The organism is Stenotrophomonas sp. YJH_SMC_81 (assembly GCF_059370875.1).
Window position 1 is genome coordinate 128301 of record NZ_JCAFUB010000008.1, and the last position, 13888, is coordinate 142188.

Below are 13888 nucleotides of genomic sequence, written 5' to 3' on the forward strand. Positions count from 1 at the left end.
GGGCGCGGCGGCGGCCCATCAAGGGGGCCGGGGCGCGCTTACATGTCGTGCTTGTTCAGGTCGTAACCGGCGGCCTTGTACTGGCGCCAGCGCTCGCGCAGCGGTTCGCGCGCTTCCGGATCGGCCGGCACCACTTCCAGCACGCGCTCGCACTGGCCCAGCCAGGGCTCGTCGCGCAGGTTGATCACCAGCGGACGCGCTGGTGCCTCGGTGCCGGGTACCGCGATCAGTACCAGGGCCTCTTCCTCGTCCATGTCTTCGCCGGCGATCTGGTGCGGGATGTAGGCGTCGTTGTCGAACGCCCACAACAGCTCGTCCAGCTCCTCGGCCTGGGCCTGGTCACGGGCCAGCACCAGGGTGAACAACCCGGCGTCGTTGGCCTTGCGCGCCAGCTCACAGACCAGGCGCAGCGGCTCGGTCAGGAAGCGGGGCTTGGCGATCAGGTAGAAGTCGGCGCGGGGCATGGCAGGGTCCGGGTCAGGCAGGGGCCCGGCAGTGCCGGGCGAGGCCCCGGCCGGCGTCTGCCGGCCAGGGTCGGGTACGGCATCAGGCGCGGGCGGCCTGGTCCAGCAGCCACTGGCTCAGCAGGCCGACCGGGCGGCCGGTGGCCATGCCACGCTTGCCTTCATCGCTGGCCACGCCGGCGATGTCCAGATGGGCCCAGCGCTGGCCTTCGGCGAAGCGCGACAGGAAGCAGCCGGCGGTGATCGCGCCAGCCCAGCGGCCACCGATGTTGTAGACGTCGGCGAAGCTCGAATCCAGCATCGGCTGGTACTCGTCCCACAGCGGCAGGCGCCAGGCGCGGTCGAACACGTGCTCGCCGGCGGCCAGCAGCTCGTTGGCCAGGTCATCGTGCTTGCTCATCAGGCCGGCGGTCTGGTGGCCGAGGGCGACCATGCAGGCACCGGTCAGGGTGGCCACGTCGACCAGCGCGGCCGGCTCGAAGCGCTGCGCGTAGGTCAGCGCGTCACACAGGATCAGGCGGCCTTCGGCGTCGGTGTTGCCGACTTCGATGGTCTTGCCCGACATCGAGGTGATCACGTCCGACGGACGATAGGCGTTGCCATCAATGGCGTTTTCCACCGCCGGGACCACCACGACGAGGTTCAGCGGCAGCTTGGCCTTGACCGCAGCGACGAAGGTGCCGATGACGTTGGCGCCACCGCACATGTCGTACTTCATTTCCTCGATGCCGCCCTGGGTCTTCAGGTTGACGCCACCGGTATCGAAGGTGATGCCCTTGCCGACCAGCACGTACGGCTTGGCGTCACCGCCATTGTTCCACTTCAGCACGACCAGGCGCGGGCGGTTGGCCGAGCCACGGGCCACGGCCAGCAGCGAGCCCATGCCCAGCGCTTCCATCTGGTGCTCGTCGAGGATCTCGGCTTCGGCACCCTCGTGCTCGCCGGCGAACTTCACGCCCACGTCGGCCAGATAGGCCGGGGTGCAGTAGTTCGGCGGCAGGTTGCCCAGCTCGCGGGCGAACTCGACACCGGCGGCGATGGCCTGGCCTTGGGCCAGCGCCTGCGCGTCGTCACCGGCGATGGCCAGCTGGGTCAGACCGGCGTCGTCGGCCTTCTTCTTGCCCAGGGTGGCGGTATAGCGGTAGGCGGCGTGATCGGCGGCGATCACCGCCTGACGGATCGCCCAGGCCGCGTCGCGGTCCTTCACCGCCACTTCGGACAGGGTGAACAGCGCGCTGCGGGTGGCGCCGGCCTTCAGCGCGCGCACGGCGTCGCCCACGGCCTTCAGGTACTGCGGCACGCCGAAACGGGCGGCTTCACCGAGGCCGACCACCAGCACGCGCGGGGCGGTCACGCCCGGCAGGTCGTGCAGCAAGGTGGTTGCGCCGGTCTTGCCGGACAGATCGCCACGCTGGGCCAGGGCGGCCAGGCGGCCACCGCTGGCGGCATCCAGGGCCTGCGCGGCCGGGGTCAGGGTATGGTCGGCATACGCGCCGACCACCAGGCAATCAACGGTGGCGGCGGCCGGAGCAACGTGGTTCAGGGTGAATTCGAGGGCCATTGAGCAGATTCCATTGGCGAGTCCGTACAATCGCAGGCCGTTTACGCCCAGACAGTAGACTGGGCGGCACCGCGAACGAACCCCAGAGTTTAAACCACCGCCCCATGCTGAAGCTCGACCGATACCTGCTGGGCGATTTCGTCCAGAGTTTCCTGGCTACCCTGATCGTCCTGCTGGTGGTCAGCGTGGGCGGCGTGCTGGTGGACATCCTCGGCAACATCGCCGACGGACGCCTGCCGGCCAAGCTGCTGTTCTCCCAGCTGGGCCTGCAGTTCATCGCCTACCTGCCGCTGATCCTGCCGCTGGCACTGATGCTGGGCCTGCTGCTGGCCGTGGCGCGGCTGTACCGAGACTCGGAAATGGCGGTCATCACCGCCATTGGTGTTGGCCCCAAGCGACTGCTGCGACCGCTGCTGATGCTGGTGGTGCCGGTGGTGCTGCTGGTCGGCGCCTGCTCGCTGTGGCTGGGCCCGTGGGCAGGCCGGGTGGCCGAGCAGATGATCATCGAGGCCAACCGCAGCGTGCTGATGGCCGGCCTGGAGCCGGGCCGGTTCACGCCGCTGCCCAATGGCGGCGTGGTCTACCTGTCCTCGATCTCGCCTGATGGCACCGAGCTGGGCAAGGTGTTCCTGCAGCGGCAGAAGGACGATCGCCTGGAGGTGGTGTCGGCCAACAGTGGCCGCATGTACTTCGAGGGCAGCCGCCAGCGTTTCCTGGAGCTGGATGATGGCCACCAGGTGGAAGGCCCGGTGGCCGCTGGGCTGGATTACCGGCTGGCGACCTTCGCCCGCAACGACGTGGCCCTGCCCGATGGCGCACAGACCCGCACCGAGGATGACCCGGAACTGATGCCAACCCTGCAGCTGATCGGTGATGCACGGCCGCAGGCGCAGGCGCAGCTGCATCGCCGGCTGGCACCGCCGCTGATCGCGCTGGCATTCGCCCTGCTGACCGTGCCGTTGGGCCGCAGCTCGCCGCGCCAGCAGCGCTACGGCCGCATGATGCTGGCCCTGCTGGCCTACATGGTGGGCACCAACCTGATGTTCATCGGCAGCGGCTGGATTGCCAACGGCAAGATTCCGCCCGCGCTCGGCCTGTGGTGGTTGACCCTGCCGCTGCTGGCGCTGGCGATCTGGATGTATGTACGTGATGGCCGCCTGGGCCGTCCGAAGGGAGCCCGCGCATGAGGCTGCGCCCGATGCGTTTCGACCTGTACCTGGGCCGGTCGGTGTTTACCACCGTGCTGCTGACCTGGGCGGTGCTGGTGGGCCTGGACGTGGTGATGGCCTTCTCCGGCGAGTTCAAGGACATCGGCAAGAACGGCTACACCCTGGGCCATGCCGCCGCGTGGGTGCTGTACACCGTGCCGCGCCGCGCCTACACGATGTTCCCGACGGCCGCGGTGATCGGCGCACTGATGGGCCTGGGCCAGCTGGCCGCGACCTCGGAGCTGACCGCACTGCGTGCACTGGGCCTGTCGCGCAAGCGCCTGAGCGTGTCGGTGGCGATTGCGCTGTCGCTGCTGACCGCGGTGATGGTGCTCAGCGCCGAGACGCTGGGCCCGTGGGGCCAGGACCGTGCCGATGCGCTGAAATCCAGCGCCAAATGGGGGCGGGATATTGCCACTACCCGTTACTCGGGGCTGTGGGCACGCGAAGGCGACACCTTCCTCAATGCGCAGAGCGGCGAGGAGCAGCTGGTGGGCGACAAGGGCACGCGGCTGATCCTGCGTGATGTGCGCCTGTACCGGGTCGCCGAAGACGGCAAGATCGCCTCGTTGACCCATGCCGCCACCGCCGAGCACGACAAGGACGGCTGGGTGTTGACCGGCGTGCGCCGCGACACCTTTGGCGAGCGCTCGGCAACCCGTCAGGAAGTGGCACGTGAGCCCTGGAACTCGAAGTTGGACCCGGCCGCGCTAGCGACCGGTATCGCCAAGCCGCGCAACCTCAGCGTGTCCGAGCTGAGCACCAGCATTGCCTACCGCGAACGCAACGGGCTGGACGCGCGCGATTTCGAGGATGTGTACTGGAGCCGCTGGTTCTATCCGGTGAACGTGCTGGCCCTGTGCCTGGCGGCGGTGCCGTTCGCGTTCGGATCGCTGCGCAGCGGCGGCATGGGCAAGCGCTTGTTCCTGGGCATCCTGTTCGCATTGGGCTTCTGGCTGCTGCAGCTGTTCTTCGGCCGCATGGCCGGCGCGCTGAAGTTCGATTACCGCATTGCCTACGCGTTGCCGCCGATCGTGATGCTGGCGGTATCCGGACTGCTGTTCCGGCGCAAGTCGGGCTGATTCTGATTGTTGTAGAGCCGAGCCTGTGCTCGGCTGTCACGTACAGTGCGGAAAGCAGCCGAGCACGGGCTCGGCGCTACAGACAGCGCCTTACCGTTTCGGCATCCGCACCAGGCGGGTACCGCTGGCGCGGTCGTGCCAGGTCAGGCGTTGGCGGTCGACCCACGCCCACCAGAATCCCAGACCGCCCAGCAGCAGGGACAGCGTGCCTACCGCAAAGCGCAGCCACAACTGCCCGCGCCGCAACGGCGTGCCATCGATTGATTGCACTTTCAGCCGCCACGGGCGCATGCCCAGGGTCTGTCCGCCGCGGCGCCAGCTGGCCGTGGCGTACCACCCCGTGACCGCCCAGCACACCGCCCACAGCAGCCACTGCCAGGCGCTGAACGGCGCGATGTTCTCGCGCTGTGCGTGGCCGCTGAAGGTGTAGGCGAGGGTGAACAGCGTGCCGGCCAGCATCCAGAGCGCCAGCACCGGCAGTGCGTCGTAGACCATCCCCAGCACGCGCCACAGCAGCAATGCGCGCGGATGGAGCATTTCGGTGGCGGCCGCAGGGGCTGTGTCGGTGGCAGGGCGGGACATGCGCCGAGCATACGCAAAGCTGGCCGTGCCCGCAGTGGCCCTCGTATCCTGCACGCATGGCCCTTGTCTCCACCCCCGCCGAACGCCGCCAGCTGGTCCAGCAACTACCCGAGCTTCGCGCCGACGACAGCGTGCGCATCCAGCGCTTCCTTGATGCGATCTGGGCCGAGAACGGCCTGGCCCGTGCCACCCTCGACAGCTACCGGCGTGACCTCGAAGGGTTGGCGCGCTGGATGGATGGACGCGACGGTGGCCTGGCCGGCATCGAGCGTCCCGGATTGTTCGAGTATCTGGCCTGGCGCACCCGGCATGGCTGGTCGCCGCGCAGCAATGCGCGCCTGCTGTCGGCGTTGCGGGCGTTCTTCGCCGATGGCGTGCGGCGCGGCGAACGCAGCGAGGACCCGAGTGCGCTGCTGGATCCGCCGAAGCTGCCACGGTTGTTGCCCAAGGCGCTGGCCGAGAGCCAGATCGACGCGCTGTTGGCAGCACCGGATGTCGACAGCCCACTGGGCCTGCGCGATCGCGCCATGCTGGAACTGATGTATGCCGCCGGCCTGCGCGTGAGCGAGCTGGTGTTGCTGCCGGCCACGGCGGTCAACCTTCGCCAGGGCGTGCTGCGGGTCACCGGCAAGGGCAGCAAGGAACGGCTGGTGCCGCTGGGCGAGGAATCCCAGCACTGGCTGGAGCGTTACCTGCAGCAGTCGCGCCCGCAGCTGGTCGGCAAGGGCAAGGTGCATGCCCTGGCGGATGGGCAGACCCCGTTGTTCGTCGAACCGACGCTGCATGCGCTGACCCGGCAGGCGTTCTGGCATCTGGTCAAGCGCCACGCACAGGTGGCCGGCATCGACCCGGCGCGGATCAGCCCGCATGGCCTGCGGCACAGCTTCGCCACCCATCTGCTCAACCGCGGTGCCGACCTGCGCGCGCTGCAGATGCTGCTTGGCCACAGTTCCTTGTCGACCACCCAGATCTATACCCTGGTCGCGCGCGAGCACCTGCAGAAGCTGCACGCCCGCCACCATCCGCGTGGCTGAGTGCCGGGCTGAATCGCTGCCCGGGGCGCTGCCGGCCGTCGCCGCCCGGTCGCGGTGGCTGTGTCAGAATCCGGGGTCTTCTTCTGTCGCGGACCGCTCCATGCTCCGATTTGCCATCGCCGCCGTGTTCGGTGCGCTCAGCCTGACCGCCTGCGCCCAGCCGGCTCCACCGGCCGCCAAGGCACCCGCCGCCGCTGCGGCCAAGGCCAGTCCGGCCGCGAATGCGCCCGCCGACCAGGCGGTACGCGCCGCACTGACCGCGTTGAACCCCGGTTTCCAGGTGGACTACATTGGCGCCGCGCCTTTCCCCGGCTTCCGCGAGGTCGTCGTTTCAGGCCAGCTTCTGTATGTGTCCGATGACGGCCGCTATCTGTTCCAGTCTCAGCCCTACGACACCCGCGCCAAGGGCCCGGCCAACAGCGAAGGCCTGCTCGGCTATCGCCGCGGCCTGCTGGCCAAGGCCAACCACGGCGATCGCATCGTGTTCGCCGCGCCGAACGCCAAGTACACCATCAGCGTGTTCACCGACATCGAGTGTGGTTACTGCCGCAAGCTGCACCAGGACATCGCCGAGCTCAACCGCAACGGCATCACCGTCGAGTACCTGGCGTTCCCGCGCATGGGCCTGGGCAGCAAGGACTACACCGACATGATTTCGGTCTGGTGTGCAGCGGATCGTCGCCAGGCGCTGACCAACGCCAAGCGCGGCGGCAACGTTCCCGCCAAGAACTGCACCAATCCGGTGGCGATGCAGTACGCGCTGGGCCAGCAGCTGGGCGTGAATGGTACGCCGGCGATCTTCGCGCCGGACGGCACCCAGCTGGGGGGGTACCTGCCGCCGGCACAGCTGCGTGCGGCGTTGGAAAAGCTGTCGGCCAAGCGCTGATCGCCGTTGACCTTTTCCTGTAGCGCCGAGCCCATGCTCGGCTGCGCAACCATCAGCCGAGCATGGGCTCGGCGCCACAGATCAGAGGCCGGGGGCGCAAAATGCGCCCCCGGCTTTTGCCTTATTTCAGGCCATCACTGACTGCCTTGGTCAGCGTGCCCTGCGCATCGTCACCGCTGAACTCCCAGACGAACGCGCCGCCCAGGCCCTGGGTCTTCACGTAACCCATCTTGCGGGTGATGTTGGCCGGGGTGTCGAAGCTCCACAGCGTGCTGCCGTTGTAGATCCAGGTGGCACCGGCGGTGTTGTCGGTGTAGCCCGGCCACGCCAGGTTCTTCAGCACCTTCCAGTCCTCGATGCCGGCTTCATACGTGCCCGGGGCAGCACCGCTGGCGGTCTGGTACAGGCCGTTGTTGGCATTGGCCACGCCGGTCCAGCCACGCCCGTAGTAGCCGATGCCCAGGTTGAGCTTGGCGGCGGGCACGCCACGGCTGATGAAGGCCTCGATGGCGTCGTTGCTGTTGTACAGCTTCTGGTCGCCGGTGGACGGATCATTCGGCGAATCGAACAGCGCCGACTGGTGATTGGTCCTCGCATCCCACGCGCCGTGGAAGTCGTAGGTCATCACGTTGATGTAGTCCAGGTACGGGTGGTACGCCGCCGGATCTGTGACGCGGATCTTGTCGATGCCGGCACCCACCGCCACCGTCAGCAACAGGCCCGGACGCACCGCATCGAGCTGGCGGCGGAACTCGGCCATCAGCGCGGTGAAGTTGGCGTTGTCTTCCGGCTTGCCGCATTCGATGCCGCAGGCCACCGGGTATTCCCAGTCGATGTCGATGCCGTCGAACACGCCCAGCGCCGCACCGGCGCCGCCGGCACCGTCGGTCACCGGCAGGTTGCCCTTGATGTACGCGTCGATGCACGAGGCAACGAAGGCCTGCCGGTTTTCCGGGCGCGCCGCGCTGGAGAAGCCGCGCGACCAGGTCCAGCCACCCAGCGAGATCAGTACCTTCAGGTTCGGGTACTTGGCCTTGAGCTGCTTGAGCTGGTTCCAGTTGCCGCGCAGCGGCTGGTCCCAGGTATCGGCGCTGCCGCTGACACTCTCGGCGGCACTGAAGGCCTTGGTGTAGTCGGCGAAGGCATCGCCACCGGCACCGCTGTTCGGATCCGACGGCTGGGTGATGCCGACTTCGCAGCGGTTGTTGCGCACGTTGCCGAACGCGTAGTTGATGTGGGTCAGGCGCGCCGCCGAACCGCTGCTGTCGATGTTCTTGACCCGGTAGTTGCGGCCGTAGATGCCCCACTGAGTGAAGTAACCGATGACCCGCTTGCCGGTGGTGCCGCCGTCGCCGGCCAGCGTGGTGGCGCTGATCTCGGTGCCCTGCGCCGATGCGTTGCCGGCGTTGTCGCGCGCCCGCACGCGGTAACGGTAGGTGGTCGATGCGGTCAGCCCGCCATCGACATAGCTGGCACTGGACGGCGAACCGACCAGGCTGCCGTTGCGGTACACGTCATAGCCGGCCAGGCCACTGCCACCGGTGTTGTCGGTGGACGGGCTCCAGCTGAGCGCGATGCTGTTGGCGGTACGGGCACCGACCGCCAGCCCGCCCGGCACGCTCGGTGCGGTGGTGTCGCCGCTGGCGGCGTTGACGGTGATGGTGATCGTCGCCGTGCTGGCGGTGGCATTGTTGTTGTCAGTGGCCACCGCGCGCAGGGTATGGCTGCCGGCGCTGGCGTTGGTCCAGCTGGCTGCATACGGCGCACTGGTGGCCACGCCGAGCGTGCTGCCGTCGCGGAAGAATTCGACCTTGGCGACGCTGCCGTCCGGATCGCTGGCGGTGGCGGTCACGTTGACCGTGCTGCCGGCGCTGAAGGTGGCGCCGTTGGCCGGCGAGGTCAGGCTGACCACCGGCGGCTGGTTGGTGCCGGTGCCATCGCAGGCACCGAGGTTGGTGTAGTAGGGCGCACCGGCCGGATGGTCCGGCGGCGCGTTCCAGATGTCCTGGTTCGCCCGATAGAGGACGCCTCCTTTCTGCAGGGTATCGCCGGCCCGGTAGATCTTGGCCTGGTCCCACTGGGCCACGCCGGCACAGCTGGCAGCCTGGGCCAGGCCGGGCAGGGCGGCGCTGCCGGCGGCCAGGGCAAGCACCCAGGCCAGGTGGCGGGGACGACAGCTTCGGGTCGAACGTTCGGCACTGCGCACAATCGGGTCGTACATGGGTGAGTCTCCGATCAAAGGGCGCGCGGGCCCCGATGGCGCCGCGCGTGACGCAGGTCCGGGCATCGCCCGGGAAGGCGACGGAGGGGCCGGACGGAGGCACCTGGGAGGCCGGGGAGAGAGTCCGGCACCAGGTGGGGACAACGTTGTCATCAATTGCGTGGTCAATCCGTGAGCAAGCGCATGGTTCGAGGATTTGGGCGGGAAACGGCGCTGCGCGCGGTCGGCGGCCATCGGCGGAGCCCCCTCGTGGCTGGGGCTTGCTGCTAATAGCGGATTTCTGGGGGTTGGCCGGGCGGGTGGGCTCAGGCGGGGACGCCGTAAACCCGTCCATGGGGGCTTGGCCGCGGCATCCATGCCGCGGACACCCCGCCTGAGCCCACCCGCCCGGCCACGGACAGGTTCCTGCGCGGCCAGCCACGAAAGACGGAAGAAAAAAACAAAGGCAAAAGCCGGTCGCTGCGCTCTTCAATGCCTGACTTCTGATGTTCCCTGGATGCCGGCCAGCGGCCGGCACTACCGCAGAGCATCCACCCATGGCGTGGATTTACCGCAGATCGCGGAAATCTGTCGAAGGCGGGGTGGTGGGGGCCAGCAGGACCGTTGGCGCCATGGATGGCGCCATCGAGCCCCCATGGACGGGTTTACGGCGTGTCCTGCTGGCCCCCACCACCCCGCCATCCCACGGGAACCCAGCTTTTGCTTGGGCCGTTGCCGTTGCCGTTGTCGTTGCCGTGGCCTCGGCAGGTGCCGGGCGCCGCCCGGCCAAAGCCATCCCCCTGCTTCCGGTACAATGTCGGGCCCGTTTCCCAACTACGGTTCCCCGGACATGATGGTCCTCGAGGGCGCGCCCGCCCTGTCGCCGTTCCGCCGCGAACGTCTTGAATCCCGCCTGCAGTCCATCGCTCCCTCCCTGCGCATCAGCGGTGCCTGGCACGTCTACTTCGTGCAGCCCGAAGGCAGCGCCGCTCCCGACCTGATCACGCTGTGCCGCATCCTCGAAGCGGCGCCGCAGGCCGAGGCCGTGGCCGACGGCGCGGTCAGCCGCATCGTGGTGCCGCGCCTGGGCACGCTGTCGCCCTGGTCGAGCAAGGCCACCGAACTGGTCCGCGGTGCCGGCCAGCCGGTCAGCCGGGTCGAGCGTGGCCTGCGTATCGACGTGCAGGGCTGGCCGGCAGATGCTGACGCCCAGCAGGCGCTGGTCAAGGCGCTGCACGACCCGATGACACAGTCGGTGCTGGAGACCGTGGAGCAGGGCCAGGCGCTGTTCTCGGCGCCGGCCCGTGGCGAGCTGGAACGCGTGCCGGTGGACCAGCTGGAGGCCGCCAACCAGCGCCTCGGCCTGGCCATGGCCCAGGACGAGATCGACTACCTGCGTGAACGCTTCACCGCGCTGGGCCGCTCGCCGTCGGACGTGGAACTGATGATGTTCGCGCAGGCCAATTCCGAGCACTGCCGCCACAAGATCTTCAACGCCAGCTGGACCATCGATGGCCAGGAACAGGATCGCTCGCTGTTCCGGATGATCAAGAACACCCACCAGCAGACCCCGCAGCACACGCTCAGCGCGTACAGCGACAACGCTGCAGTGATCGAAGGCCATCCGGCGTCGCGCTACCGTCCCGATCCGGCCAGTGGCGAATACCGCCGCGAAGCGCAGGTGCCCAGTGCCTTCCAGATCAAGGTGGAAACCCACAACCACCCGACCGCGATCGCACCGTTCCCGGGCGCTTCGACCGGCGCGGGTGGCGAGATCCGCGACGAAGGCGCGACCGGCCGTGGCGGCAAGCCCAAGGCAGGCCTGACCGGCTTCTCGGTCTCGCACCTGCGCATTCCGGAATTGCCGCAGCCGTGGGAGGCGCCGCGCGCGCTGAACCCGCGCATGGCACCGGCGCTGGAAATCATGACCGACGGCCCGCTCGGCGGCGCCGCGTTCAACAACGAGTTCGGCCGCCCGAACCTGCTCGGCTACTTCCGCAGCTTCGAGCTGCCGGAAGGCGCCGACCTGGTGCGCGCCTACGACAAGCCGATCATGCTGGCCGGTGGCCTCGGTGCGATCGATCGCGTGCAGGTCGACAAGATCCCGCTGCAGGCCGGTGATGCGGTGATCGTGCTGGGTGGCCCGGCGATGCTGATCGGCCTGGGCGGCGGTGCGGCCAGTTCGGTGGCCTCCGGTGAAAGCGCCGAGGACCTGGACTTCGCCAGCGTGCAGCGCGACAACCCGGAAATGGAGCGCCGCTGCCAGGAGGTCATCGACCGCTGCGTGGCGATGGGCGCCAACAACCCGATCAAGTTCTTCCACGACGTCGGCGCCGGTGGCCTGTCCAACGCCATCCCCGAACTGCTGCACGACTCGAACGTCGGTGGTGTCATCGACCTGGGCAAGGTGCCCACCGATGATCCGTCGCTGTCACCGATGCAGCTGTGGTGCAACGAGTCGCAGGAACGCTACGTGCTGGGCGTGGCCCAGGAGCGCCTGGCCGAGTTCGCCGCGCTGTGCGCCCGCGAACGCTGCCCCTTCGCGGCCGTCGGCGTGGTCACCGCCGAGGAACACCTGGTGGTGGCTTACGGCGCCGTGCCGGGCCACACCCCGGCCGATGCACCGATCGACCTGCCGATGGACGTGCTGTTCGGCAAGCCGCCGAAGATGCATCGCGACACCGCGCAACCGCCGGCACCGCGCTGGCCGGCGCTGAAGACCGGTGGCCTGGACCTGCAGGAAGCCGGCCTGCGCGTGCTCGCGCACCCGACGGTCGCTTCGAAGAACTTCCTGGTCACCATTGGTGACCGCAGCGTCGGCGGCCTGACCTCGCGCGAACAGATGGTCGGCCCGTGGCAGCTGCCGGTGGCCGACGTGGCGATCACCCTGGCCGACTTCGATGGCGTGGCTGGCGAAGCGATGTCGATCGGCGAGCGCACCCCGCTGGCCCTGCTCGATGCCGCTGCTTCGGCACGCATGGCGGTGGGCGAAGCGCTGACCAACCTGTGCGCGGCCCCGGTCGATGCGCTGGATGAGATCAAACTGTCGGCGAACTGGATGGCTGCGGCCGGTCACCCCGGCGAAGACGCGCTGCTGTACGACGCGGTGAAGGCGGTGGGCATGGAACTCTGCCCGCAGCTGGACATCAGCATCCCGGTGGGCAAGGACTCGCTGTCGATGCAGGCGCAGTGGCACGACCAGGGCGAAGCGCACAAGAGCGTGTCGCCGGTGTCGCTGGTGATCTCGGCGTTCGCGCCGGTCGCCGACGTGCGCCAGCAGTTGACCCCGCTGCTCGACCGGGAGGTGGACAGCGAGCTGTGGCTGATCGGCCTCGGTGCCGGCAAGCAGCGCCTGGGGGGTTCGATCCTGGCCCAGGTGCATGCCGACCACGGCGACCTGCCGGCCTTCGCCGGTGCCGCCCCGGACCTGGACGATCCGCAGCGCCTGCGGGGTTTCTTCGAACTGATCCGCGATGCACGCCAGTCCGGCCTGCTGCTGGCCTATCACGACCGCAGCGACGGCGGTGCTTTCGCCGCCCTGTGCGAAATGGCCTTCACCTCGCGCCTGGGCCTGGATATCGCCCTCGATGCCTGGGGTGATGATCCGTTCCGCAGCCTGTTCAATGAAGAACTGGGCGCGGTGGTGCAGATCGCGCGCGAAGACCGTGCCGCGTTTGCCGACCTGGTTGAACGCCATGCATTGACCGAATGCGCGCAGCGCATCGCCAAGCCAACCACCGCACCGGTGGTGCGCGTGTCGCTGGGCGGCGAGAACCTGGCCGAGTGGCGCTGGGAGGCCTTGTTCGACGCCTGGTGGTCGGTCACCCACGCGATGCAGAAGCGCCGCGACAACCCGGCCAACGCCGATGCCGAGCGCGAGGTCGCGCGTGCCTTCAACGCACCGGGCCTGAAGCCGAAGCTCAGCTTCGACCTCAACGAAGACGTGGCCGCACCGTTCATCAGCACCGGTGCGCGTCCGCGCGTGGCGGTGCTGCGCGAGCAGGGCGTCAACGGCCAGATCGAAATGGCCAACGCCTTCGAACGCGCCGGCTTCCGCGCCTTCGACGTGCACATGAGCGACCTGATTGAAGGCCGCGTGGCCCTGCAGGATTTCACCGGTCTGGTGGCCTGTGGTGGCTTCAGCTATGGCGACGTGCTCGGTGCCGGCCGTGGCTGGGCCACCTCGATCCTGGAGCGCAGCGCACTGCGTGATGCCTTCGCCGCGTTCTTCGCGCGCGAAGACAGCTTCGCGCTGGGCGTATGCAACGGCTGCCAGATGATGAGCCAGCTGAAGAACATCATTCCGGGTGCCGAGCACTGGCCGCAGTTCCGCCGCAATGCCAGCGAGCAGTTCGAAGCCCGTACCGCGCTGCTGGAAGTGGTGGAATCGCCGTCGATCCTGCTGCGTGGCATGGCCGGCTCGCGCCTGCCGGTGGCGGTGGCGCATGGTGAGGGCCAGGCCGTGTTCGACAATGCCGTCGACCAGGCTGCTGCACGTGTCTCGCTGCGCTACATCGATGGCAATGGCAAGGTGGCCAGCCAGTACCCGCTGAACCCGAACGGTTCGCCTGACGGCATCACCGGCCTGACCAGCAGCGACGGCCGCGTCACCATCATGATGCCGCACCCGGAACGTACCCCGCGCGCGCTCAACCTGAGCTGGGCACCGGCGGAATGGCAGGGTGATTCGCCGTGGATGCGCATGTTCCGCAACGCGCGGGTATGGTGCGGCTGATCGCATCATTCCGCGCAGGCCGCAATGCCACCGCGTATGGAAAAACCCGCCGCTTCGTCGGCGGGTTTTTCTTTGCACGCGTGAAACCCTTGTCGCGCCCGCTAGTTACATCGGTTTTCATGCGCCAGCGGTCCGT

9 protein-coding genes are annotated in these 13888 nt (G+C 68.4%); 5 read left to right on the forward strand and 4 right to left on the reverse strand.

Annotated elements, in window-relative coordinates; translation table 11 throughout:
• Window positions 1–38: 38 nt before the first annotated feature.
• Both AC5P8U_RS16055 and AC5P8U_RS16060 read right to left on the reverse strand, forming a co-directional pair.
• Window positions 39–464, reverse strand: coding sequence for a DNA polymerase III subunit chi (locus AC5P8U_RS16055; protein ID WP_005415211.1), 426 nt, complete (start codon window positions 462–464; stop codon window positions 39–41).
• 82 nt (window positions 465–546) lie between these two features.
• The gene (locus AC5P8U_RS16060; protein WP_072168874.1) at window positions 547–2025 is read right to left on the reverse strand and encodes a leucyl aminopeptidase; all 1479 of its coding nucleotides are present in this window, start codon (window positions 2023–2025) and stop codon (window positions 547–549) included.
• Between the two features lie 104 nt (window positions 2026–2129).
• On the opposite strand from AC5P8U_RS16060, the gene lptF reads away from it, so the two are divergent.
• Together lptF and lptG are read left to right on the forward strand one after the other, a co-directional pair.
• Entirely contained in the window at window positions 2130–3212 is a 1083-nt protein-coding gene (gene lptF / locus AC5P8U_RS16065) for an LPS export ABC transporter permease LptF (protein ID WP_072168875.1), read from the forward strand.
• Window positions 3209–4315, forward strand: a complete 1107-nt coding sequence (lptG, locus tag AC5P8U_RS16070) for an LPS export ABC transporter permease LptG (protein ID WP_049414332.1) — start codon at window positions 3209–3211, stop codon at window positions 4313–4315. The genes lptF and lptG overlap by 4 nt, the downstream gene beginning before the upstream one ends.
• 90 nt (window positions 4316–4405) lie before the next feature.
• Here lptG and AC5P8U_RS16075 read toward each other — a convergent pair whose 3' ends face one another.
• Window positions 4406–4897 carry an RDD family protein gene (locus AC5P8U_RS16075; protein WP_495214233.1) on the reverse strand — a complete coding sequence of 164 codons (492 nt, stop codon included), beginning with the start codon at window positions 4895–4897 and terminating at the stop codon, window positions 4406–4408.
• A 56-nt stretch (window positions 4898–4953) separates the two neighbouring features.
• On the opposite strand from AC5P8U_RS16075, the gene xerD reads away from it, so the two are divergent.
• Together xerD and AC5P8U_RS16085 are read left to right on the forward strand one after the other, a co-directional pair.
• Window positions 4954–5931, forward strand: coding sequence for a site-specific tyrosine recombinase XerD (xerD, locus tag AC5P8U_RS16080; RefSeq protein ID WP_072168877.1), 978 nt, complete (start codon window positions 4954–4956; stop codon window positions 5929–5931).
• Window positions 5932–6031: 100 nt separating this feature from the next.
• Entirely contained in the window at window positions 6032–6817 is a 786-nt protein-coding gene (locus AC5P8U_RS16085) for a thioredoxin fold domain-containing protein (RefSeq protein ID WP_088496901.1), read from the forward strand.
• A 121-nt stretch (window positions 6818–6938) separates the two neighbouring features.
• Here AC5P8U_RS16085 and AC5P8U_RS16090 read toward each other — a convergent pair whose 3' ends face one another.
• Window positions 6939–9038: a glycosyl hydrolase family 18 protein gene (locus tag AC5P8U_RS16090; protein ID WP_188241518.1), complete on the reverse strand. Its 2100-nt coding sequence runs from the start codon at window positions 9036–9038 to the stop codon at window positions 6939–6941.
• An 829-nt stretch (window positions 9039–9867) separates the two neighbouring features.
• Here AC5P8U_RS16090 and purL point away from each other — a divergent pair.
• The gene (gene purL / locus AC5P8U_RS16095) at window positions 9868–13752 is read left to right on the forward strand and encodes a phosphoribosylformylglycinamidine synthase (protein ID WP_495214234.1); all 3885 of its coding nucleotides are present in this window, start codon (window positions 9868–9870) and stop codon (window positions 13750–13752) included.
• The last annotated feature ends 136 nt before the right edge of the window (window positions 13753–13888 follow it).

What these genes read in the sequence shown, in the direction of transcription:
- AC5P8U_RS16055 (WP_005415211.1), bottom strand. Translation starts at nt 464, where the DNA reads ATGCCCCGCGCCGACTTCTACCTGATCGCCAAGCCCCGCTTCCTGACC.
- AC5P8U_RS16060 (WP_072168874.1), bottom strand. Translation starts at nt 2,025, where the DNA reads ATGGCCCTCGAATTCACCCTGAACCACGTTGCTCCGGCCGCCGCCACC.
- lptF (WP_072168875.1), top strand. Translation starts at nt 2,130, where the DNA reads ATGCTGAAGCTCGACCGATACCTGCTGGGCGATTTCGTCCAGAGTTTC.
- lptG (WP_049414332.1), top strand. Translation starts at nt 3,209, where the DNA reads ATGAGGCTGCGCCCGATGCGTTTCGACCTGTACCTGGGCCGGTCGGTG.
- AC5P8U_RS16075 (WP_495214233.1), bottom strand. Translation starts at nt 4,897, where the DNA reads ATGTCCCGCCCTGCCACCGACACAGCCCCTGCGGCCGCCACCGAAATG.
- xerD (WP_072168877.1), top strand. Translation starts at nt 4,954, where the DNA reads ATGGCCCTTGTCTCCACCCCCGCCGAACGCCGCCAGCTGGTCCAGCAA.
- AC5P8U_RS16085 (WP_088496901.1), top strand. Translation starts at nt 6,032, where the DNA reads ATGCTCCGATTTGCCATCGCCGCCGTGTTCGGTGCGCTCAGCCTGACC.
- AC5P8U_RS16090 (WP_188241518.1), bottom strand. Translation starts at nt 9,038, where the DNA reads ATGTACGACCCGATTGTGCGCAGTGCCGAACGTTCGACCCGAAGCTGT.
- purL (WP_495214234.1), top strand. Translation starts at nt 9,868, where the DNA reads ATGATGGTCCTCGAGGGCGCGCCCGCCCTGTCGCCGTTCCGCCGCGAA.